At 61.5% G+C, this 21,074-nt stretch carries 22 protein-coding genes and 2 pseudogenes; 8 read left to right on the top strand and 16 right to left on the bottom strand.

Annotation, left to right across the window (positions count from 1 at the left end; genetic code table 11):
- Positions 1 to 39: 39 nt before the first annotated feature.
- Both uxuA and ASD83_RS09630 read left to right on the top strand, forming a co-directional pair.
- Positions 40 to 1,251 (top strand): mannonate dehydratase, encoded by a 1,212-nt coding sequence (gene uxuA, locus ASD83_RS09635; RefSeq protein ID WP_056310334.1) that lies wholly within the window; start codon positions 40 to 42, stop codon positions 1,249 to 1,251.
- Between the two features lie 160 nt (positions 1,252 to 1,411).
- Positions 1,412 to 1,780 (top strand): response regulator, encoded by a 369-nt coding sequence (locus ASD83_RS09630; protein ID WP_056310332.1) that lies wholly within the window; start codon positions 1,412 to 1,414, stop codon positions 1,778 to 1,780.
- Between the two features lie 4 nt (positions 1,781 to 1,784).
- Here ASD83_RS09630 and ASD83_RS09625 read toward each other — a convergent pair whose 3' ends face one another.
- From ASD83_RS09625 to ASD83_RS09605, 5 genes and pseudogenes are all read right to left on the bottom strand, one after another.
- On the bottom strand, positions 1,785 to 2,072 hold the full coding sequence (locus tag ASD83_RS09625) for an MTH1187 family thiamine-binding protein (protein ID WP_056310330.1): 288 nt from the start codon (positions 2,070 to 2,072) through the stop codon (positions 1,785 to 1,787).
- Between the two features lie 10 nt (positions 2,073 to 2,082).
- Complete coding sequence (locus tag ASD83_RS09620; protein WP_056310328.1) at positions 2,083 to 2,817, bottom strand: ABC transporter permease; 735 nt, start codon at positions 2,815 to 2,817, stop codon at positions 2,083 to 2,085.
- Entirely contained in the window at positions 2,817 to 3,629 is an 813-nt protein-coding gene (locus ASD83_RS09615) for an ABC transporter permease subunit (RefSeq protein ID WP_056310326.1), read from the bottom strand. Before ASD83_RS09615 ends, ASD83_RS09620 begins: the two co-directional genes overlap by 1 nt.
- Before the next feature lie 59 nt (positions 3,630 to 3,688).
- Positions 3,689 to 4,360, bottom strand: a pseudogene (locus tag ASD83_RS09610) (transporter substrate-binding domain-containing protein); the annotation flags it as partial.
- A 159-nt stretch (positions 4,361 to 4,519) separates the two neighbouring features.
- A pseudogene (locus ASD83_RS09605) lies at positions 4,520 to 5,299 on the bottom strand (ABC transporter ATP-binding protein); the annotation flags it as partial.
- A gap of 193 nt (positions 5,300 to 5,492) precedes the next feature.
- Here ASD83_RS09605 and ASD83_RS09600 point away from each other — a divergent pair.
- Positions 5,493 to 6,287 (top strand): YdcF family protein, encoded by a 795-nt coding sequence (locus ASD83_RS09600; RefSeq protein ID WP_056310324.1) that lies wholly within the window; start codon positions 5,493 to 5,495, stop codon positions 6,285 to 6,287.
- A 48-nt stretch (positions 6,288 to 6,335) separates the two neighbouring features.
- Here ASD83_RS09600 and ASD83_RS20635 read toward each other — a convergent pair whose 3' ends face one another.
- Both ASD83_RS20635 and ASD83_RS09595 read right to left on the bottom strand, forming a co-directional pair.
- Complete coding sequence (locus tag ASD83_RS20635; RefSeq protein ID WP_035084044.1) at positions 6,336 to 6,500, bottom strand: DUF1328 domain-containing protein; 165 nt, start codon at positions 6,498 to 6,500, stop codon at positions 6,336 to 6,338.
- A 114-nt stretch (positions 6,501 to 6,614) separates the two neighbouring features.
- Positions 6,615 to 7,409 (bottom strand): response regulator, encoded by a 795-nt coding sequence (locus ASD83_RS09595; protein WP_056310322.1) that lies wholly within the window; start codon positions 7,407 to 7,409, stop codon positions 6,615 to 6,617.
- Positions 7,410 to 7,557: 148 nt separating this feature from the next.
- On the opposite strand from ASD83_RS09595, the gene ASD83_RS09590 reads away from it, so the two are divergent.
- Together ASD83_RS09590 and ASD83_RS09585 are read left to right on the top strand one after the other, a co-directional pair.
- Positions 7,558 to 7,767 (top strand): NepR family anti-sigma factor, encoded by a 210-nt coding sequence (locus ASD83_RS09590; protein ID WP_056310320.1) that lies wholly within the window; start codon positions 7,558 to 7,560, stop codon positions 7,765 to 7,767.
- Between the two features lie 4 nt (positions 7,768 to 7,771).
- On the top strand, positions 7,772 to 8,326 hold the full coding sequence (locus ASD83_RS09585) for an RNA polymerase sigma factor (RefSeq protein ID WP_056310318.1): 555 nt from the start codon (positions 7,772 to 7,774) through the stop codon (positions 8,324 to 8,326).
- Here the strand turns inward: ASD83_RS09585 and ASD83_RS09580 are convergent.
- Positions 8,314 to 8,685 carry a response regulator gene (locus ASD83_RS09580; protein ID WP_056310316.1) on the bottom strand — a complete coding sequence of 124 codons (372 nt, stop codon included), beginning with the start codon at positions 8,683 to 8,685 and terminating at the stop codon, positions 8,314 to 8,316. The two genes, ASD83_RS09585 and ASD83_RS09580, sit on opposite strands and share 13 nt — an antisense overlap.
- A gap of 138 nt (positions 8,686 to 8,823) precedes the next feature.
- On the opposite strand from ASD83_RS09580, the gene ASD83_RS09575 reads away from it, so the two are divergent.
- The 3 genes from ASD83_RS09575 to ASD83_RS09565 all read left to right on the top strand — a co-directional run bounded on the left by ASD83_RS09575 (position 8,824) and on the right by ASD83_RS09565 (position 12,009).
- Positions 8,824 to 9,579, top strand: coding sequence for a Crp/Fnr family transcriptional regulator (locus ASD83_RS09575; protein WP_056310315.1), 756 nt, complete (start codon positions 8,824 to 8,826; stop codon positions 9,577 to 9,579).
- 97 nt (positions 9,580 to 9,676) lie between these two features.
- The gene (locus ASD83_RS09570; RefSeq protein WP_162249145.1) at positions 9,677 to 11,098 is read left to right on the top strand and encodes a sensor histidine kinase; all 1,422 of its coding nucleotides are present in this window, start codon (positions 9,677 to 9,679) and stop codon (positions 11,096 to 11,098) included.
- Between the two features lie 5 nt (positions 11,099 to 11,103).
- On the top strand, positions 11,104 to 12,009 hold the full coding sequence (locus ASD83_RS09565) for a diacylglycerol/lipid kinase family protein (RefSeq protein WP_056310311.1): 906 nt from the start codon (positions 11,104 to 11,106) through the stop codon (positions 12,007 to 12,009).
- Between the two features lie 18 nt (positions 12,010 to 12,027).
- On the opposite strand, the gene ASD83_RS09560 is transcribed toward ASD83_RS09565, so the two are convergent.
- From ASD83_RS09560 to ASD83_RS09530, 8 genes are all read right to left on the bottom strand, one after another.
- Positions 12,028 to 12,465, bottom strand: coding sequence for a hypothetical protein (locus ASD83_RS09560; protein ID WP_056310309.1), 438 nt, complete (start codon positions 12,463 to 12,465; stop codon positions 12,028 to 12,030).
- The gene (locus ASD83_RS09555) at positions 12,465 to 12,830 is read right to left on the bottom strand and encodes a DUF883 family protein (protein WP_056310307.1); all 366 of its coding nucleotides are present in this window, start codon (positions 12,828 to 12,830) and stop codon (positions 12,465 to 12,467) included. The genes ASD83_RS09560 and ASD83_RS09555 overlap by 1 nt, the downstream gene beginning before the upstream one ends.
- A 185-nt stretch (positions 12,831 to 13,015) precedes the next feature.
- Complete coding sequence (locus tag ASD83_RS20630; protein ID WP_082561091.1) at positions 13,016 to 13,174, bottom strand: DUF3309 family protein; 159 nt, start codon at positions 13,172 to 13,174, stop codon at positions 13,016 to 13,018.
- Positions 13,175 to 13,266: 92 nt separating this feature from the next.
- Positions 13,267 to 13,434: a hypothetical protein gene (locus ASD83_RS09550; RefSeq protein WP_156385905.1), complete on the bottom strand. Its 168-nt coding sequence runs from the start codon at positions 13,432 to 13,434 to the stop codon at positions 13,267 to 13,269.
- 115 nt (positions 13,435 to 13,549) lie between these two features.
- Positions 13,550 to 14,428, bottom strand: coding sequence for a transglutaminase family protein (locus tag ASD83_RS09545; RefSeq protein ID WP_056310303.1), 879 nt, complete (start codon positions 14,426 to 14,428; stop codon positions 13,550 to 13,552).
- 3 nt (positions 14,429 to 14,431) lie between these two features.
- Entirely contained in the window at positions 14,432 to 16,843 is a 2,412-nt protein-coding gene (locus tag ASD83_RS09540) for a circularly permuted type 2 ATP-grasp protein (protein ID WP_056310301.1), read from the bottom strand.
- 5 nt (positions 16,844 to 16,848) lie between these two features.
- The gene (locus ASD83_RS09535; protein WP_056310300.1) at positions 16,849 to 20,184 is read right to left on the bottom strand and encodes a DUF2126 domain-containing protein; all 3,336 of its coding nucleotides are present in this window, start codon (positions 20,182 to 20,184) and stop codon (positions 16,849 to 16,851) included.
- A 103-nt stretch (positions 20,185 to 20,287) separates the two neighbouring features.
- The gene (locus tag ASD83_RS09530) at positions 20,288 to 21,055 is read right to left on the bottom strand and encodes a FadR/GntR family transcriptional regulator (protein ID WP_162249144.1); all 768 of its coding nucleotides are present in this window, start codon (positions 21,053 to 21,055) and stop codon (positions 20,288 to 20,290) included.
- Positions 21,056 to 21,074: the final 19 nt, after the last annotated feature.

The following is a 21,074-nucleotide window of genomic DNA, read 5'->3' as shown; positions in this document are numbered from 1 at the left end:
TGCTAGTACCGATCTACCATACAAGAATGGAGTTTCGACTTGCGACAGACCTGGCGATGGTTCGGCCCCAAGGACCTTTGCAGCATCGACGATATCACGCAGGTCGGTGCCGCCGGCGTCGTCAGTGCGCTGCACCATGTGCCCAATGGCGTTGTCTGGACGTCTGAAGAGATCGCCAAGCGCTACAAGGAAATCGCCACCCGCAAGGACGGCACGGCTTCGGGCCTGACCTGGGACGTGGTGGAAAGCCTGCCGGTCAGCGAGGACATCAAGAAGCAGAAGGGCAACTGGCGCGAGCACATTGCCAATTACAAGATTTCCATGCGCAACCTCGCCGAGAGCGGCATGGAAGTGATCTGCTACAATTTCATGCCGGTGCTCGACTGGACGCGCACCGATCTGCGCTGGACCGTGCCCAATGGCGGTTCGTGCATGCGCTTCGATATCAACGATTTCGCCGCCTTCGATATCTATATCCTGAAGCGTCCGGGCGCTGCTGCCGACTACACCAATGCAATTGCCGACGAGGCAGGGCGCCGGGTGGCGGCGATGAGCGAGGACGAGAAGAAGCAGCTTGGCCGTAATGTGACCATGGGCCTGCCGGGGTCGACGGAGTCCATGTCGCTCGAAGATGTGCAGGCGCATCTCGATGAATATGGCGCCATCAGCCGTGATCAGTTGCGGAAGCACTTTGTCGATTTCCTCGAAGAGATCGTGCCGGAAGCGGAAAAGCTTGGCCTGCGCTTTTGCTGCCATCCTGATGACCCGCCGTTTGCCCTCCTCGGCCTGCCGCGGGTCATGTCGACAGAGGCGGATTACAAGTTCATCCTTGATGCGGTCGACAGCCCAAGCAATGGCATGACGCTGTGCTCGGGTTCTCTCGGCGCGCGCCCGGACAATGACCTGCCGGGGATGATGGAGCGCTTCGGGCCCAAGGTGCACTTCCTGCATCTGCGGAATGTGAAGCGGGACAATGACGATGTTGTCGGGTCCTTTTATGAGGCCGAGCATCTGGGTGGGGATACTGACATGGTGGCGTTGATCGCCGCCATCATCCGCGAGGAGCGGCGTCGCAAGGCCGAGGGACGGAAAGACTGGGTCATTCCCATGCGTCCCGACCACGGTCAGGACATTCTCGATGATCTCGGGCGCCGGGCACAACCGGGCTATCCGACTATTGGCCGCATGAAGGGTCTGGCTGAATTGCGCGGCGTGATGACGGCGCTGGAGCATGGAAAGGTCGGATTGTAACGATCGGGTTCACGGCGCGTGAACAAGCAACGCTCATACTCGCCCCGACGATTCGGGAAGGGTATGTTGAATGGGTGTTCGGGCGGCGATGCAGCGGGCTGTGGCCTCACTCAGGTCAGTTGAAACCAGCAGGGTCGAGCCAAACGAAAGAGACGATCCCATGCGCATTCTGGTCGTCGATGACGACCAGAATGGTCTTGATGTGGCGGAAAAATTGCTGATCGGGGATGGCTATGTACCGATCCTGACCGGGGCGTCGCAATCAGCATTGCAGATCGCCCGGTCAATGCGGCCGAGCGCCATTTTTCTCAATGTTTTGATGCCGGGCTTTGATGGCTGGGATCTGCTTGCAGCGCTCAGGGCCGACCCCGAGACGAGCCGCATCCCCGTGCTGATGATCGCTATGCTGGGCGAGCGCCGCAAGGCACTCGGAGCCGGGGCCGATGGGGTGATCGCCAAACCGCTCGATGCCGAAAGGGTACGCGCCGCGATGGCCCTCGTTGGCACAGGTCAATCTTCGAGCAGGTAGCATCTCAGACGAGACGGGCGAGCTTGTCGGCCATGGTCTGAGGTTTGTCGGTGCGGGTCGAGAAATGCATGGTGCAGAAAATGCGCTCGACGCCCAGTTCATGGAGGCGCTCGCAGCAGGCTTCGACGGCGGCGCTGACCGCGCTCATGTCGCCTTCGATATTGGTGCCGTTGGCATGTATTTCATGGGTGAGGCCGGTGCCGGCGAGGATGTCGCGGACTTCCCTGATATAGGCGGAGACGGAAGGCCCCACGCCCATGGGGACGATGCAGAGGTCGGCGATGATCTTCATTTCGATCCTTTCAGCGCATCCATTTTGGCCGGAAGCGCATGCGCGGCGGGGCCGGCAGGTGGCGCATCAGGCGCCGATAGACGAGGCCGAAGAGGAAAAAAACCACCAGCGACACCGCGAGGAAATAGAGCGCCGCCACTGAGAAGTGGAGGAAGGCATTGTAGTCCCGCTCGAACAGGGTTTTTGCCGTGATCATCAGGTCGGCCTGCGCACCGACGACGGGCAAGGCGAAATAGACGATTGCGGTAGCGTGAAAAAGAAAGACCACTTCATTGGTGTAAGCCGGCCAGGCGAGGCGGATGAGATTGGGCCAGGTGACGCGGCGAAACTGCTGGCTGGCTGACATGCCATAGGCGCGGGCGGCTTCCACTTCGCCACGCGGCACGGCGCGGAGGGCGCCGTAGAAGATTTCGCCGGTATAGGCGGCAGTGTTCAGCACCAGCACCAAGGGGCCGATAAACAGCGGGTGAAGCACGAAGCCGGAAATCCCAAGTGGCTTCCACACCGCGATATTGAGCGAGAGGGCCATGGAATAGAACATGAAGAACTGGATGAAGAGCGGCGAGCCGCGGAAGGCGTAGATATAGCCGCGTGAGAGGCGATTGATGATTGGGTTGGGCGAAGCCTTGCCGAGGGCAAGGAAGACGGCCAGCACGAAGCCGATCGGGATCGAGGCCGCGGCAAAGTAGATGTTGAACAGGACTGCCTGCGACATCAGGGCGAGATCATTGAGGAAGGGCTGCATCAGACGCGCGCCTCGTTCAGAATGCCCTTGCCGGCCCGGCGCATGATCGCCTCGAAGGCGCGCTCGGAGAGCCAGGTGACGAGGATGTAGAAGACGAAGAGCACGAGATAATAGCGCCAGCGCCAGTCCTCGTGCACGAGACCCACGGCCGGCAGGAAATTTGGTGCACCGAGGCGATCGGCCCAGAGGACGATGTCGGCGATCTGCAACAGTGAGAGCAGCGAGGTCGCCTTGACGATCAGCATCCAGACATTGGAGAGGCCGGGCAGAGCATAGACCCACATCTGCCGGATCTGAATGCGCCAGAGCACCTGCCCGGGCGACATGCCGAAGGCGCGGGCGGCTTCCAGCTGACCATTGGGCACGGACCGCAGGGCGCCATGAATGACATTGGTGGCGAAGGCGCCGTAGACGAGGCCGAGCGAGACGCTGGCCAGCATCAGATATTCGGGGGTGCCTAAAAACCAGTTGGCTTCCTTGCAGGGCGGCCAGGCGGCCGTCTGGGCGGCGATGGCTTCCGGCGTACAGATCTGGCTGGCGACCAGCCATTCGACGCCTTGCTCGAAGGCCAGCGGGAAAAAGAGAAAGAAGAGGACGTCCGGCACACCGCGCACGATGGAAGAGTAAATCGTGCCGATAAGCCGCAATGGCAGGAAGCGCGAATTCTTCATTGTTGCGCCGAAGAGGCCGAAGACAACGGCCAGCGCGCCACCCATCAGAGCCGCGAAGATGGTGAACTGGAAGCTGGCATACCAGGCCAGATGCTTGCCGTTTGTCAGGTAGCTAAGCCAGAAGGCGATGTCGTCGGTCATGGGCCCTGCATAGCTCCGTGGGTGAACGAGGGGCGCGAGGCCCCTCATTCGCCGCCTTCTTATTCAGCGTAGTAGGGGCCGCGGCCATCGAACCACTTGGCAATGAGACCATCGACAGTGCCATCGGCCTTGAGGGCGGTGATGGCGTCGTTGAGCTTTGCGGTCAATTCGGCGTCGTCCTTACGCAGGCCAATGGCCATGCCCTCGCCGATCATGATTTCGGGGCCGGTATATTCGATCGCGCCGCTGGAGGCGCTGACAATCGGATCGACATAGGCGCCATCGGCGAAGATGGCGTCGAGATTGCCGGCCGAAAGGTCCGCCACGGCCTGATCGGCGGTGGTGAAGGAAACAACCGTATTGTCTTTGGCCAGATTCGCTTCGGCATATCCGGCTTGAATGGTGCCGCCCTGTACGCCGATACGCGCGCCCGAGAGAGGCTCGAAATTGATATTGGCACCGGCCAGCGCCACGTAGCGCGACGGATCGGGCGGGAAGTATTCGTCGCTGAAATTGATCGTCTGCAGACGTTCCTCGGTGATCGACATGCCGGCCATGATGGCGTCGTAGTTGCCGGCGAGTAGGTTCGGGATGATAGAGTCCCAATCATTGACGATGAATTCGCAGGTGAGTTCGGCCTTTGCACAGACGGCCTGCGCAAGATCGATTTCGTACCCGGCGGGCTTGCCGCTATCATCGAGGAAGTTCCAGGGGGCGTAGGCGCCTTCGGTGGCGATGCGCACGGTTTCCTGCGCCATAGCCGAACCGCCGAGGGCGAGGGTGGCAATCGCTGCCAGCATAAGCTTCTTCATATTGTCTCCGTTGCGTTTGACGTCGCATGTCTGCCCGGTTGTCCGGGTCTGGTAGGGCCGCCAGCTGTGGCTGGCGGCATTGAGGAATTGTTTGAGGCGGGCCGATTTGGTGGAACCGAACACCTCGTCCGGGGTGCCTTCCTCCTCGATCTGGCCTTGGTGGAGGAAAATGACCTTGTCCGACACCGAGCGGGCAAACTCCATGTCATGGGTCACCAGCACCATGGAGCGGCCTTCGTCGGCCAGAACCTTGATGACCCGCAGGACTTCGGCTTCGAGTTCGGGATCGAGCGCGGAGGTCGGTTCGTCGAAGAGCATGACGCGCGGATTGATGCAGAGGGCGCGGGCGATGGCGGCGCGCTGCTGCTGGCCTCCGGAAAGCTGGGATGGATAGGCGTCGGTCTTTGAACCAATGCCGACCTTGTCGAGCATGGCCCGGGCTTCGGCTTCTACCTCGGCGCGCTGGCGGCCTTGCACGACGAGCGGGGCCTCCATGACGTTTTCGAGAACCGTCATATGGGCCCAGAGGTTGAACGACTGGAACACCATGCCGAGTTCGGACCGGATGCGGCGGAGCTGGGCTTCGTCGGCCACGTGCCGGTCCTGGCCCTTGCCGCGCAGCTTGATTGGTTCGCCATCGATCAGCACATCGCCGCCGTCAGGCACTTCGAGCATGTTGATGCAGCGCAAAAGCGTCGACTTACCGGAGCCCGAAGAGCCGATCAGCGAAATAACCTCGCCTTCGCGGGCGGAAAAGGAAATGCCCCTGAGGACTTCCAGCGTGCCGAAGGACTTGTGTAAATCGCGCAATTCTACGACCGGCGATGTTCCCGCCCGTGCGGGCCTAGCTTCGTGCATGCTCACCATGTCACCCGCCTGTCGGGTGTTCCTGAACGGCAATTGCCTTTTTTTGAGGCTGGCAATTTTGACCGCCTCCAACAAAAGCAAATGAGGGGCAGATAGCAAGGGGAAAAAGCGATAGTGCCCAGGGCGCTTGGCCGGAAGAGCGAATGGAGGCACAAGCAATCGCGCAAGCTGACGGGAAACACGCATGTTCTTTCTGGTGTCAAAGATTTTCTGGTTGCTGGCGCAACCGCTCAGCATGGTCTTCCTGCTGATGCTGGGTGCCGTTGCGGCGCTATTCTGGGGCAGGAAAAGGCCGGCATTGGCTGCGCTGGCTGCGGGGCTTTTGATCCATGGAGCCGTAAGCTTCACGAATCTGGGCTATCTCGTCATGCAGCCGCTTGAAGATCGCTTTGCGGTGCCGGCCTCGCCGCCGCAGACGGTTGACGCCATCATCATGCTCGGTGGTGCGACGCTGGAGCGGCCCAGTTCCGCCCGGCAGATCGCCGAACTCAATGACGCGGGCGACAGACTGACGACGACGCTTTGGCTGGCGCAGAAATATCCATCCGCAAAAATCTTCCTCAGCGGCGGCGGTGGGGCTTTGACGGACGACGGGGAAGCAGAGGCGAGGACGGCAGAGCGTTTCTTCCTCGCTTTCGGCATCGATCGAGATCGGCTAGTGCTCGAAGCAGAGTCACGCAACACCGACGAGAATGTCGCCAACACCAAGGACCTGTTGGGCGAGAGCGGCGAGGGGACCGTGGTTCTCGTTACATCGGCATTTCACATGCCGAGGTCGGTTGGGATTTTCGAGAAAGCCGGACTTTCAGTCGTTCCGTGGCCGACCGACTACCGGACGCCAGGGCCGCAGAGTTTTGGTTTTGACATCGCCAACCCTGTGCAGAATGTCAATGTGAGCACGGCGGCGATCAAGGAGTGGGTGGGGCTCCTGATTTATTACTGGACCGGCAAAACGAGCGACCTGTTCCCCGGGCCATGAAAAAGGCGGCCAATGGGGCCGCCTTTTCGTTTCCACTTATCGGTGGTTCTAGGTCCGGCGGAAGAGGCCGATGACCAGCGAAACCACGAGGAACGCCAGGAACAGGAAGAACAGGATCTGCGCGATGCCGGCGGAGGCGCCAGCGATGCCGCCGAATCCGAGGACGCCTGCGATCAGCGCAATAACGAGAAAGACGAGGGCATAGTAAAGCATGGGTGCCTCCATGGTGTTGTCTTGCCAAATAAACGTTGGCCGCGTTCGCAAGTTCCTGAAGGCAACAAAAAAGCCGGCATAGCCGGCTTTTGAGTTTGCATGGGAGGATGGAGGTTACGCCGCAGCGCGGGAGCCATCTTCGAAGAACAGCGCCTGGCTGATCAACGCCTTGACCATATCGGGATTGAAAGGCTTCGTCACGAGGAAGGTCGGCTCCGGACGTTCGCCTGTAAGAAGGCGTTCGGGGAAGGCGGTGATGAAGATCACCGGCACCGAATGGGTATTGAGGATGTCGTTGACCGCATCAATGCCAGAGCTGCCATCGGCAAGCTGAATATCAGCCAGAATCATGCGCGGATTGGTCTGGTTGAAAAGCTTGATCGCCTCGGCATGGGTGCGGGCGATGCTGACCACCTTATGGCCAAGGCTTTCCACCATCTGCTCGATATCCATCGCGATCAGCGGTTCGTCTTCGATGATCATGATTTCGGTTGCGACCTGACGCGAGATTTCATGCGAGGCTTCGTCGAGGAACCTGGCGAACTCCGCGTCGCTGACATCGAGCACTTCGGCGGCCTGGGCGTGGGTGAAGCCTTCGACAGCCACCAGCAGAAAGGCCTGACGTGGGCGGGGCGACAGGCTGGCAAGGTTCCGAGCGGCGCGCTGTTCCCAGGCAAAGCTCGACGTGGGCGAGGGAATATCGACCGAAGACGAGGTGAACAGCGCGGAAAAGAGCTTATACAATGCAATGCGATCGCTCGATGCCTCCGGGAAGAGGGAAATGTCGGCAATCAATGCTTCCAGCGTGGCTGCGACATAGGCGTCGCCAGACGTCTGCGACCCGGTAACCGCCCGGGAAAAACGCCGGAGGTATGGCAGGTGCGGCGCGATCCGCGTGGACAATGACATGTAGGAAACTCCAGTGACGCTTGAGATCGTGACTTCACGTGACAGTTAAATCGCGGCGAGAAAGAAAAGTTCCGCCGGCCTGGAACTTTTTTTGATGAACGGAATTTCTCATCGGTAGCGGAAAGCTCCGGGAAGCTAGAGTTCGGGTATGACGAAAGATAATTTTGCGAACCAGCAGCGCATGCGGCCTCAGCCGGATGACGGACTGGGTCCAACATCGGATATTGGTTCGCGGTTGCGGGCTCTTTATGGAGCCGTGCAGGAGGAGGGGGTTCCTGACCAGCTCCTCGACTTGCTGGAAAAGCTTGATAATGCCGAGCGAGACCAGGCTGGGCAGACATCGCAGAGCGGGGATTGATCGCATGGCGACCGAAACTCCCTCGTTCAAACGAGAAATGCTGTCTACGCTTCCAAGCTTGCGAGCTTTTGCCGTTTCGTTGACGGGCAAGCACGACAAGGCGGATGACCTTGTGCAGGACACGGTGATGAAGGCTTGGGCGAAGCAGTCGAGCTTTGAAATGGGCACGAATATCAAGGCCTGGCTCTTCACGATCCTGCGTAATGAATTCTATAGCCAGATGCGCAAGCGCGGAAGGGAAGTGCAGGACAGCGACGGTGCTTTCACCGAGCGCCTTTCCGTGCACCCATCCCAATATGGCGCCATGGATCTCGAGGATTTCAAGAAAGCCCTCGCTGAACTGCCGGACGATCAACGCGAAGCCGTTATTCTTATCGGCGCTTCGGGCTTCTCCTATGAAGAAGCCGCGGAGATTTGCGATTGTGCGGTCGGCACCATGAAGAGTCGCGTCAGTCGCGCCCGTTCGCGTCTCCAGGAAATGCTCAAGGTCAGCGGCGAGTCCGATTATGGCCCCGACGCGTTGTCGACGCAGGTGACGACGACCAATCACTCCTTCTGAGACGCAAAGAGGCTGGCGAGCACGGCCAGTGTGCGCTCGGAAGGTGCGGGCTTGAGCAGGATCGGGGTTCCGGCAAACCAGTTCAAGTGCCGCTGCAGGCCGGAATCGGCGGTCAGTCCGATAACCGGAATGCCCTTGCGCAGCAGTTCGCCGATGAGGGCAATGTGTTCGGGCAGTTCCCGTTCGACTTCGACGATGGCGAGGTCGCAATTGACCCAATCTTTGGCGAGCTCGCGAGCGTGGCCGGGATTAAGGGCGATGACGACCTTGCCGGGCCCCAGTTGGTCCAGGGTGTGCTGCAGGTCAAGGGCGACGAGGTATTGAGCCTCGACAATCAGCACCGTTCGGCCAGAAAGCATGTCACCTATCCGTGGTAAGATAGGCCGCTTGTGGGCGTTCCCAAGGGGGGCGTCATTTAAAAAAGACATGTGGTGGAACGGGTTTGGCGGTGGGGAGTTAAGCTGCCACCTACCTGAAAATCGCCCGGGATTCCCTCATTGAGCCTCGTTTTTCCCAGCACTGGCCGGCGCGTGCCGTGCGAGCAATGTCCGCTGCGAGACCTTTCCGGTTTTCGCGATTTCACCGACCAGGAATTGCGCTTCGTCTCATCCTTCAAGCGGGGTGAACTGGTCGCGGAAGCAGGCTCGGCAATTCTTTCCGAAGGCAACCACAGTCCTCATCTTTATACGGTGCTGTCGGGCTGGGCCTTTCGCTTCAAAACCCTGCCGGATGGACGGCGGCAGATTCTCAATTATCTGCTGCCCGGAGACCTGTTGGGACTGCAGGGGTCGATCATGGGGGAGATGGAGCACTCGGTGGAGGCGCTCACGACCATGGTGCTCTGCGTCTTTCAGCGCGACAAGCTTGACACCCTCTTCGAGGGATATCCGGGCCTCGGCTTCGACGTGACCTGGATCGCGGCGCAGGAAGAGCGGATGCTCGATGAGCACCTTCTGAGTCTGGGGCGGAGAACAGCGGTCGAGCGCGCGGCCTATCTGCTGGCTTTTCTGCATAGCCGGGGCGAGTCTCTGGGAAGAATTTCCGACAAGTCTCTCCATATTCCGGTCACGCAGCAGCACGTGGCGGATACGCTGGGCCTGTCGATCGTCCACACCAACAAGACGCTTCGCAAACTGGCGGAGAAGGGCCTTATCCAGTGGCTCGACCGGAGTTGCGAGATCGTCGATGCGGAGGGCTTGCGCGCGCTTGCCGACTGGGAGAAGCCCAAGGAGCGGATGCGCCCGCTCATATAGGCCGCAGGCCTCATTGCTGCCATTGCGACATGGCAAGCGGAAGACATACGATAAGGGCCGTCGGGCTTTTGGCAAGAGTCGGAAAGAGACGGTGTGGATGAGCGTGGTGGCACAGCGAGTGGCGGGCTCCCAGACGTCAGTTCTAGGACGGCGGACGGCAAGACGCATTGCCATTTGGGTTTCGCTGGTGCTCGTTTGCCTCGCCGCAGTTGTCTCGCTGCTGCTCATGCAGGGCATGGATCGGCAGCTTCGGGATATCACCGATACCTATGCGGTTCGCGATACCGCGCGGGAACTCGTCAATGTCATGAGCCAGGCTGAAGCCAGCCAGCGCGGCTATATGCTGACGCGCGATGCGAAATTGCTTGAGCCCTATCATGCGGCAGCCGCACGCGTTGATGCCTATGTCAAAGCATTGCTGGACATGACGGCGGATGATGCGGCCCAGGCCGAACGTATGCGTTCTATCACCGGAGACATTGCCGGCAGAATGGCCGAAATGGCTCGCACGATAGAACTGGTGGCCACCGCGCGTCAGGAAGAAGCGCAGAGCCTGATCGAGACGGGCATGGGTGCCCGGCTGATGAGCGATGTTCGCGACACGTTCGAAGCCTTCATCGCCGAAGAAAACCAGAAGCTCGTGCTGCGCAATGAGGGGATAGACCGCTCTCGCGTCTGGCTGGTGGGAACGATCATCGTGGCACTCGCGGCGGCCGTGTGTCTTGCCTATGCACTCATGGCCCGTACGCAGAAACAGGTCAGCGCCATGGTCCAGCGTCATCGCGGCCTGATCAATCAGAATGAAGCGCTGGAAGCCGAGATTGTCGAGCGCACGCGGGCTATCGAGGAGGCGCGGGCGCATGCCGAGCGCGAACGGCAGCGGGTCGAAGCGTTGCTCCAGGACACCAGCCACCGGATCGGCAATTCGCTGGCGACGGTGTCGTCGCTGCTGGCGCTGCAACTTATGCGCACCCGGTCTGCGGAGGTGCGCACGGCGCTCGAAGCGGCCCGGTTGCGCGTGCATGCGATCGCTTCGGCGCATCGTCGCCTGCGTCTGGGTGATGACATGGAATCGGCGAGCGCCGAGGAGTTTTTGAGCGCTGTTCTTGAAGACATTGCGCTGACCCAGACCGATTCCGGGCGCATCGCCATCGAGGGCAAGATCGAGAGCATCGAAGTTTCAGCGCGCGACGCGACGACACTCGGCATTCTGGTCGGCGAGTTCGTGACCAATGCGCTCAAGCATGGTTTTCCCGATGGTCGCAGCGGCCGCGTTGAAGTTGTCCTGTTTCGCGATGAGGCGGGCGTGCCGACGCTGAAAGTGTCAGACAATGGCGTCGGGTTGCCGGAAGGACAGGATGAAGGTGGACTTGGTTCCGTTATCATCCGGCAGCTTTCGAGCCAATTCGGCGGCGAGCCTGTCTATGTAAGTGTACCGGGAGAGGGCGTCACCATCTCTGTCTCCTTGCCCGCGCTCGACCGAACACCGGCTCCAACCAACCAGCCGGCCATGGAGTAAACCACATGCGTGTGGCCGCAATCCTCAATCGCGATAGCGGCACCTTGCGCACCATGGATCTCGAAGCGTTCTGCGCAGAAGCGGTGGCGGTCTTTGCCGAGGCCGGGCACGAATTGCAGTGCCATATTGTGGGCGGCAGCGACGTCCTGGCGACGATCGAGAAATTTTCTGCCGACCCTGATATCGAGGCGATAGTTGCCGCCGGTGGGGATGGCACTATTTCCTCGGCGGCCGCGATCGCCCATCGCACCGGCAAAGTGCTCGGTATATTGCCTGCCGGCACGATGAACCTTTTTGCCCGCGCGCTTGGCGTGCCGCCCGACATCCGCAAGGCGCTTCACGCCGTGGCAAAGGGCACAGTGGGTAAGGTTGATCTGGCGATGGCGAATAATCGGCCCTTCGTCCATCAGTTTGGCGTGGGGATTCACGCGCGGCTGGTGCGGATCCGCAATGGCATGGTCTACCGCAGCCGCGTGGGAAAAATGCTGGCGAGCCTGCGTGCCATCATCGCGGCGGCGCTCAACCCGCCCCGTTTCGAGGTCGAATTCGAAGATGATTCAGGTCGCCAGAAGCGAACTGTCTCGGGCATCGCTGTGTCCAACAATCCGCTCGACGACGGTCCGGTGCCGGTTGCGCAGCGGCTCGATACCGGGCGGCTTGGGGTATATTTTGCGGACACTGTCACGACGGGCGAGCTCATCAGCCTCATGGTCGATGTGCTCGTGGGACGCTGGCGCGCCAATCCGCTGGTCACCGAACTGGAAAGCGAGAACCTCGTCCTGCATTTTCCCAAGCGGAAGCGGGAAGTTCATGCGGTGATCGACGGAGAGCTGATCGAGTTGGAACGCGATGTCGAGCTCACCATCCTGCCGCAGGCGCTGTCGGTCATTTTTCCGGCGAAAGACGTTTAGAACTCGTGGCGGAGGCCGTCACGAGTCATCGTTGTCCTTGTCCCGCAGCAAAGCCAGAGCTGCCAAAGCCGCGGCGGGAATGCCAAGCTTCAACAGCATGGGCGAGCGTGTGAGCAGCGGTAGAGCGGTTAGCGCTGCCGTCGTGAGGAAAGCTCCGGTATCGCTGGAGCGTCGGCGTGCCGCCAGCCGCTTGCGGCGATTGCTTTCGCTGATCGCGAGGCCGATGTAAACGGCCAGCGCAATGGCGAGAAAGCCGGCCGCAAAGATCAGCGTGGCATTCAAAGGTCCTGCGATTGCGCTTAGCGCTATAAAGCCCGCAGCGATGAGGAAGCCGACACCAAGCACCGCGCTGGTGAGGATTAGCGCATAGACGACGGCAAGGCCTTTTATGCGGTGGCTGAGCCCCTCGACCTCAAGGCCGAGGAGTCCCGCGAGTGGCATCAAGAGGCCAAGCATCAGCGCGTCAGCAGGGCCAGTACGAAACCAACGCCAAGAGCGGTGGCGACCGCCGTCAGAGGTTTTTCCCGGATCGTATCCTTGAGCTGCTGTTCGTATTCGCCGGCCTGATCCTGCGCTTCTTCCACCATGTGCTGGCCGCGGCGCTTGAGGTGGCGCAGCTCAGCCCCAGCGATATCGCGCACTTCGTTGGCTTTTTCGCCTGTCAGCTTGCGAAGGGTCTCGGTGATGGATTTCAGATCGGACTGCAGCTGGGAGACCTGCGCCTCAAGTTCCTGCTCACGCGAGCGGGCCGCCGGCCTGCGCGTGCCGGCACTGCTGCTTTTGCGGGGCGTGGTGGGGGCCATATCAGTCGTCGAAGCCATGGGTACACTCCTGTTTGGTAAGCGCAAAACGCGTCAGCTCGCGAGCGGTTCCGCCCGAGCCTGAACGAAAGAGAAGGCCCCGACGCACAGGGTGCATCGGGGCGAGGAGGCGAACCGAAAGGGGGGCGTCTGTCGGTTCGCGAGGGCACGAAACGCTTGGGAGCGCGTGCCTTTTTGAGGCGATGCTAAACGCGTCCCATCAGGACAAGGATCAGCACCACGACGAGAACAACCCCCAGAATGCCGGACGGGAAATAGCCGAAGCCGCGGGAGTAACCCCAGCTTGGCAAGGCGCCGATCAGCAGCAGAATGAGGATGATGATGAGAATTGTACCGAGCGTCATGAATTACCTCGACTCTTTACCTGGCCCTGAAGCCTCGGTTTGAGGCAGGCCGAATGTTGTTTTCTTTTTTGTCGGTCGGCGCGGGAGATTGACTAGAGCAGGGCCACAAGCAGCGCGGCGGCTGTCGCAAGGATCAGCGCAGCGGGGAAGAGCGCGCGGGCAACGTCGCCGAAATGGGGGGAGTTGTCGTAGACCTCGTTCGACCACACTGCAGTGGAGCGACCTGCTTGTTCGAGGGCTCTGATTTCAGCCTGCGTCATCTGTGCCTCCAACTCTCCGCAAGTGGCGGAGTTCTCAGTCAATTTGCCCGTCGCGGGCGGCATGACAAAGAAACGGAGAGACGAAGATTTAGTTCCAGAAGATGAGGCGACGTCGTTATTCGACTTTTATGACGTCAACGGACTGGCGCGTTTCATGCGAGCCGTGCGTGCGCAGCACACCAACGATTGGGGAAATATCGGCATAGTCGCGGCCGTGGCCGATGGAGATGTGGTCGCTACCGGCAATCATGGCGTTGGTGGGATCGAACTCGACCCAACCCGTATGCGCGCCACACCAGACGCGCACCCAGGCATGCATGGCGTCGGCGCCTTCGAGCCGGGTCTGGCCGGCAGGTGGAATGGTGCGGAGAAAGCCCGAGACATAGCCTGCCGGAATGCCCATGCCGCGAAGGCCTGCGACCATTACATGGGCAAAATCCTGGCACACGCCCTTCTTGAGGGTGAAGGCCTCCGCCGGCTTGGTTTCGACGTCGGTGGCCTTGGGATCGTACTCAAAGTCCCTATGAATGGCGAGGCAGAGCGCCATGGCCTTGGCGAGGACGGTTTCGGCATCCGCAGTCTGGCTTTCGGCATATTCGGTGATCGCTGGCACAATCTGTACGCGCGGCGAAGCAGCCAGAAAATGCTGCGGGCTATCGGCCTCGATCGACCAATAGCGTGCGACTTCGAGGCCAAGTTGATCAAGCGAGGTGGAGAGGTCGGCCGAATTGGCGAGTTCGTCCACCTGAACCCGTGCCGTCAGCCGGACTTCGAGTTTGTCGTGTGGCTCTACGAAAGTGACGTCGCTGACCGTGTTGCCGAAGAAGTCGACGAAACTCGTGAGGCGATGCGGCTTTGGCGAGAAAGAGAGCGATGAGGCGATAACCCGCTGCACGCCTGGAACAGTGGTCGGGGCGACACGGATATGGTGGCGTCCGCCGTGAACCGGCGCATCGTAATCATAGCTCAGTGTCAGGCGGACATCGTACAGCATGGTTCAGGTAAAATAGTGTGCGGCGATGAGGCTGGCGAGGAGGCCGATCTCGCTCGAAATATCGTCGAGCTTGTCCGGCGTCATGGTTTCGGGCTCGGCGGTGATAAGGCGGGTCTGCAATTGCAGCGCGGCTTTGGCGACGACCGAGAGTTGGCCATCGCGAATGCCGCCGGGCAAGGTTTCAAGCTGGGTGAGCAGTTCGGTGAGCTGGAACAGCACAGAACGCGGATTGAGGGGGTCGAGCACCAGCAGGTCGATGGCGCTTTGCGTGCCCGCGGTCACCGAATAGCGGCGGCGATGGGACATGACACTATCGCCGATTTCGAGCAGCATTTCGAGCGAACCATCCGGCGCGTCGTCGCCGGTCAACCAGCCGGTGATGCGGGCGATCTGGATGGCGCGTTCTAGACGACGGCCGATTTCGAGGAAGCGCCAGCCGGCAAAGCGATACATGTTTTCATGCACGAGACCGGAAAAGCCGGCCAATTTGCGCAATAGCACCGTCATGGCGCGGGTTGCGTCGTCGCCGGTGCGAATGCGCGTTGCAAAGCGCTGTGCGGTCTTTTGCAGGTCGTTGAGCGCCAGCCAGCCATCTGGCGAGAAGCGGTCGCGAATCTGCCCGGCGCTATGGACGGCGCTGTCGATCGAGATCAGCAGGCCCTGCGGCATGGCCTCGGTGGCGTCGACATCGATGGAATCGAGGAATTCAGCGCAATGGGTGAGGATCGGCAGGTCCGGCTTGGACAGTTCTGCAAGGCGCGCATTGTAGGCGCGGAGGATACGGACCGTTGCTTCACAGCGTTCCGCATAGCGGCCCAGCCAGACGAGGTTGTCGGCGGCGCGGCTCGGCAGGCTGCCGGGTGAGTTGCGGACGAGCCTATCCCCGTCTTGCGGCAGGAGCGACACCTGCTCGACCGGGTTGGATGATACGACCCAAACGTCGGCGGCCTGTCCGCCGTGCTGCATGGTGAGCGCGGTCGTGTCCGGGGTCGAGCCGACGCGGGCAAAACCGCCGGGCATGATGCTCCAGCCGTGTTCGGTGCGCGCCGCAAAGACGCGCAGGGTAATGGGGCGCGGTTCGAGCTTTCCCTCGGTGTAAACGGGCGCTGTCGAGAGGCGTACCGGCTCCTGGCCGACATAGTCGCGGCCGTGGCTGGCGATGCGATCCCTAAGCTGGGCCTTCTGCGCCGGTGTCATGCTGGCGCCCAGCGCGGTGCCGCGCAGGTCGTCGAAGGGCAGGGTGGTAGCGAAGGCCGGCCCGATCATCAGGTCGTCGAAGTTGTCGAGCACATATTCGCGCTCGGCGGCCTGACCGCACCACCAGGTGGCGATCTCGGGCAGTTCGAGGCCGGTGCCAAGCAGGTGTTTGCAGAGCCGGGGCATGAAGGCGGCGAGGGCGCGGGTTTCGAGAATGCCGGTGCCGAGGGCATTGATCATGGAAATCGAGCCCGAGCGGACCGCCTCGACCATGCCTGGCGTGCCGATGCGGCTGTCGTAACGCAGCTCGAGCGGATCGACGAAGCTCGCATCCATGCGACGCCAGAGGACGCTGACGGGTTTTAGGCCGGCGACGGTGCGCACCATGACCTGGCCGTCTTCAGCAACGAGGTCCTCACCTTCGAGCAGCATGAGGCCGAGATAGCGGGCGATATAGGCGTGCTCAAAATAGGTTTCGTTGAGCTGGCCGGGTGTCAAAATGCCGACGCGGCCACCATCGCGCTTGGCTTGCACGAAGAGATGATCGCGGAAGTCGCGGAAGAAGCCGGCGAGGCGATGGATGTTCATCTCGCCATAGACGTCAGAGAGTGCGCGCGTGGTGGCGACGCGGTTTTCAAGTGCGAAGCCGGCGCCGGAGGGGGCCTGCATGCGATCGCCCAAAACCCACCAGGCGCCGTCTGGCCCGCGGCCGAGTTCGAAGGCGCAGAAGTGCAGGAAGTGGCCGCTGGCGGGTTTGACGCCGACGAGGGGGCGCAGGAATTCGTTGTTCTGCGCTACCAGTTCAGGCGGCAAAAGACCTTCCTGAACCAGTCGATTGTCGCCGTAGATATCGGCGACGATGTTTTCCAGCAGTTCGGCGCGCTGCACGAGGCCCTTGGAAATGGTCAGCCATTGGGTTTCGTCGATGAGCAGGGGAATATGGGCGAGCGGCCAGGCGCGCTCCTTGCCTTCGGCCCCGTCATATTTGCGATAGAAGACGCCGGCATCGCGGAGGTATTGATCTGCGCGCTCGAAGCGGGCCGCCAGTTCGGTCGAGCCCAGCGCATCGAAGGCCGACATGAGCCGATCCCAACCGGGGCGCAGGGCGCCGCTGGAGTCGATCATCTCGTCGGGGACGCCCGGCAATAGGTGATAATCCGAGATGATGCTCGGACCTTGAGGCGGGGCGCTGCGGGATTCGGGGTTCCGCGTGGACATGGCGTTCAGGTGAACCGGGGCGGTCGCCGGAGGTCAAGCGTCAGCGGAAATTCGTCCGCCGGCCGCTCCGGGCGGTAAGGATAGGTGCCGGGCGTATAATTGTGCGGGACGAAACGCGCAAGGCGCCGCGCTTCGGCTTCGTTGCCATTGACGGGGAAAGTCTCGTAATTGCGGCCGCCCGGATGCGCGACGTGATAGGTGCAGCCGCCAGTCGAGCGACCCGTCCACTTATCGTAGATGTCAAAGACCAGCGGCGCGTGTACCGGCATTTGCGGGTGTAGGCCCGAGGCGGGTTGCCAAGCCTTGAACCGCACGCCCGCAACCGCGGTGCCGGCCACGCCGGTGGCGGCGAGCGGGGCGGGACGCTGGTTGCAGGTGACGACATAGCGGTCGGGGTTGGGAGAGGTCAGCTTGACCTGCAGGCGTTCCACGGAGCTGTCGACGAAGCGCACTGTGCCGCCGATGGCACCTTCCTCCCCCATGACGTGCCAGGGCTCAAGCGCCTGGCGCAGTTCGAGTTTGACGCCGTCGACCTCGACTTCGCCGCAGAAGGGGAAGCGGAATTCGAGTTGGGCTGCGAACCAGGCGGGGTCGAAGACGAAACCAGCGCGGGCTAGATCGGCGAGAACACCCAGAAAATCCTGCCAGACGAAGTGGGGGAGCATGAAGCGGTCGTGCAGCGTCGTGCCCCAGCGGACGAGATCGCCCTGCGCCGGTTCGCGCCAATAGCGGGCGATGAGGGCGCGGACGAGCAATTGCTGGGCCAGGCTCATGCGAGCATTGGGCGGCATTTCGAAGCCGCGGAATTCGACGAGCCCGAGCCGGCCGGTGGGGCCGTCGGGGGAAAAGAGCTTGTCGATACAGATTTCCGAGCGGTGGGTATTGCCGGTGACGTCGGTGAGAAGATTGCGGAACAGGCGATCGACGAGCCAGGGTAGGGGCGGCGAACCCTGGCCGGGTGTCGCGACCTGATCAAACGCGATTTCGAGTTCGTAGAGGCTGTCGTGGCGGGCCTCGTCGAAGCGGGGCGCCTGGCTCGTGGGGCCGATGAAAAGGCCCGAGAACAGGTAGCTCATCGAGGGATGGCGCTGCCAGTGGAGGATCAGAGACTTGAGGAGGTCGGGGCGGCGGAGGAAGGGGCTATCGTTCGGCGTGGCGCCGCCGACGACGACGTGGTTGCCGCCGCCGGTGCCGGTATGCTTGCCGTCGAGCATGAATTTGTCGGCGCCGAGCCGGCTTTGGCGGGCTTCTTCGTAGATCGCGGCGGTGGTTGCGACGCAATCGTCCCAGTTTGAGGCGGGGTGGATATTGACCTCGATGACGCCCGGATCGGGGGCGACGCGGATGACGTTGAGGCGCGAATCGTGCGGCGGCGCATAGCCTTCGAGGTGAACCGGCTGGCCGATTTCCTTTGCCGCCGCTTCGGTGGCGGCGATCAGTTCGAGATAGTCTTCAAGCCGTTCGACCGGCGGCAGGAAGATGCAGAGGCGGTGGTCGCGAAGCTCGGCGGTGACGGCGGTGCGCACCTCGCCTTCGATTTCGCTGATGACCTGTTCGACGCGGTCCTGCTGTTCGCCTGAGGCGGTGAAGGATGAGGCTGCCTGCGGGCGTGCGTCGGCTTTCTCGCGGACAAGCAGCGCTTCGGGATCCGGCAGCGGCGCGCGTGGCGCAGCGGGATCTTGTGGAACGACATGGGGATAGGCGGTCGGCTTGATATGTTTGAGCGAGGCCAGCGGCAGGCGGTAGCCGGCCGGGCTGTCGCCGGGTGCGAGGAAGAGTTTGCCGCGCCTTGTCTTCCATTTTTCGGTCAGCCAGGGGCTGGAGGCCGCGGCGTTCCAGCGCTGAACGGGCAGGACATAACCGGTGGGACTCGTCAGGCCACGCTCGAAGACGCGGGCGATGCGCGAGCGGGCCTCGGGGTCGGCGAGTTCGGAATTGGCGGGATCGACATTGTCCGGCAGCTTGGCTTCCTTGAGGAGCCACTCGCCGGGATCTTCATAGGCTTCGTCGATGGTCTCGCCGGTCAGACCGAGATTGCGGGCGAAGGATTCAAGGAATTTGCGGGCGTCGTCATGCGTGGCGGTGGTCTTAACCCCTTCGCGCGCAATGAGTTTTTCGTCCCGCCAGACCGGCTTGCCGTCGAGGCGCCAGTATAGGGAGAAAGTCCAGCGGGGGAGGGTCTCGCCGGGGTACCACTTGCCCTGGCCGTAGTGCAGCATGCCGTTGGGAGCGAAGCGGGAGCGGAGGCGGCGGATGAGGTCGTCGGCGAGGGTTCGCTTGGTGGGGCCGACGGCGCCGGCATTCCATTCGTCGGCTTCGAAATCGTCGATGGAGACGAAAGTGGGCTCGCCGCCCATGGTCAGGCGGACATCCTCAGCCTTCAGAATAGAATCGATTTCGTGACCTAAGCTATTGAGGCGGTTCCAACTTTCGTCCGAAAAAGGTTTGGTGATGCGCGGGTGTTCGGCGACGCGGGTCACCGTCATGTCGAAGTTGAAATCGACTTCGGCATAGGAGGCGAGGCCGGAAATCGGGGCGGCGTTGCGATAGTGCGGGGTGGCGGCGAGGGGGACGTGGCTCTCGCCGGTGAGAAGGCCTGAGGTGGGGTCGAGGCCGACCCAGCCGGCGCCGGGGAGGTAGACTTCGCACCAGGCGTGGAGATCGGTGAAATCGTGGTCGGTACCGGCGGGACCGTCGAGCGAGACGAGGTCGGGCTTGAGCTGGATCAGGTAGCCGGAGACGAAGCGCGCCGCAAAGCCAAGGTTTCTCAATATGTTAACGAGGAGCCAGCTCGAGTCTCGGCACGAACCTTGACCATTGGTCAGGGTTTCCTCTGGCGTCCAGACTCCGGGCTCCATGCGGACGATGTAGTTGATTGTCTGCTGAAGTTGCGCGTTCAGCTCGGTGATGAAGGTCACCGTGTTGCGCGGACGCCGGTCGATAGTATCGAGGTATTTTTGGAGGGCGGGAGTAAGTTTTTCGGGGCGGCGGTAAATCGTGAGATCGTCGCGGAGATCTTCGGGATATTCGAAGGGCCAGGTCTCGGCTGACTCTTCGACGAAGAAGTCGAAGGGATTGTAGATCGTCATGTCGGCGATGAGGTCGACTTCGATCTTGAACTCGGTGACGGGTTCCGGAAAAACGAAGCGTGTCAGGAAGTTACCGTATGGGTCCTGCTGGGTGTTGACGAAGTGCACGCCTGGCGCGACCCGCAGCGAATGGCTCAAAACCTTGGTTTTGGAATGGGGCGCGGGCTGCAATCGGATGATCTGCGGACCCAGAACGACAGGGCGATCATAGGTGTAATGGGTGCGGTGATAGATTGCGGCTTTGATCGACATTCAACGCGTCGCTCGCTTCCTGGCCACAGATATTCAGCTTCCCAGAGGCGAGCTTAGCGGTGATTCAAAGGCTTGGATAGGCGGCGAGTTGGCTAGCAGACTGTTAACTTCGAGCGGGTGACTGGGCCATTTTGGTTAGAGCCATGCGAATGTCGCGTTCGGTATCGCGCAGATGTATGCGCATGGCCTCGGCGGCGGCCCTGCCATTGCCCTCGCGGATGCAATCGAGAATGCGCTGATGGGCGGCGATGGTGTCCTGCGGGGTGTGGCCGCGATCGGCGTGGCCACGCTGGCTGATGAAGAAGCCTTCGCGGAGGGGGACCGCCATGGCTTCGAACAGATATCCCAAAACACGGTTACCGCTGGCGAGGGCAACGGCTTCGTGGAAACCGAAGTCGAAAGCATGGAAGCTGGCTTCGGCCGCCTCGTCTGCGAAGTCGGGAGAATCACCGACCGAGTCGCGCATGCCCTGGAGGGCATTTTCGATGGCGATAATGCCGGCGCGATTGGCGCGTTTGGCCGCCATGGTGGCCGATTGCATCTCCAATGACAAACGTACCTCAACGAGGTCGAACAGCCCCTTGGGATCGGTGCGGACGAGGGAGGTCAGGAAGTCGGTGAAGGCGGAGCCATCGGGTTCGCGCACCATGGCGCGGCGGCCCCTCGAAAGCTCCAAAAGGCCCCGGCCGGCAAGGAGTTTGACCGCCTCGCGAATGGTCAGGCGACTGACCGAATAACGGCCGGCAAGATCGGCTTCGCTGGGCAGGCTTTGGCCCGGCGCCAGCTCGCCCAGGATCAGTTGGGCCAGATCATCGGCCACAGCGCTGGCAGCGCTGCCGTGATCGGAGCGCGCGTCTCCACTCAAACTCACCACAAACCCTCCCGAGGTA

Source organism: Devosia sp. Root685 (assembly GCF_001427875.1).
In the GTDB taxonomy this organism is placed as follows: Bacteria; Pseudomonadota; Alphaproteobacteria; order Rhizobiales; family Devosiaceae; genus Devosia.
The sequence above is the reverse complement of the archived record's forward strand: the minus strand, read 5'-3'. Positions and strand labels throughout refer to the sequence as shown.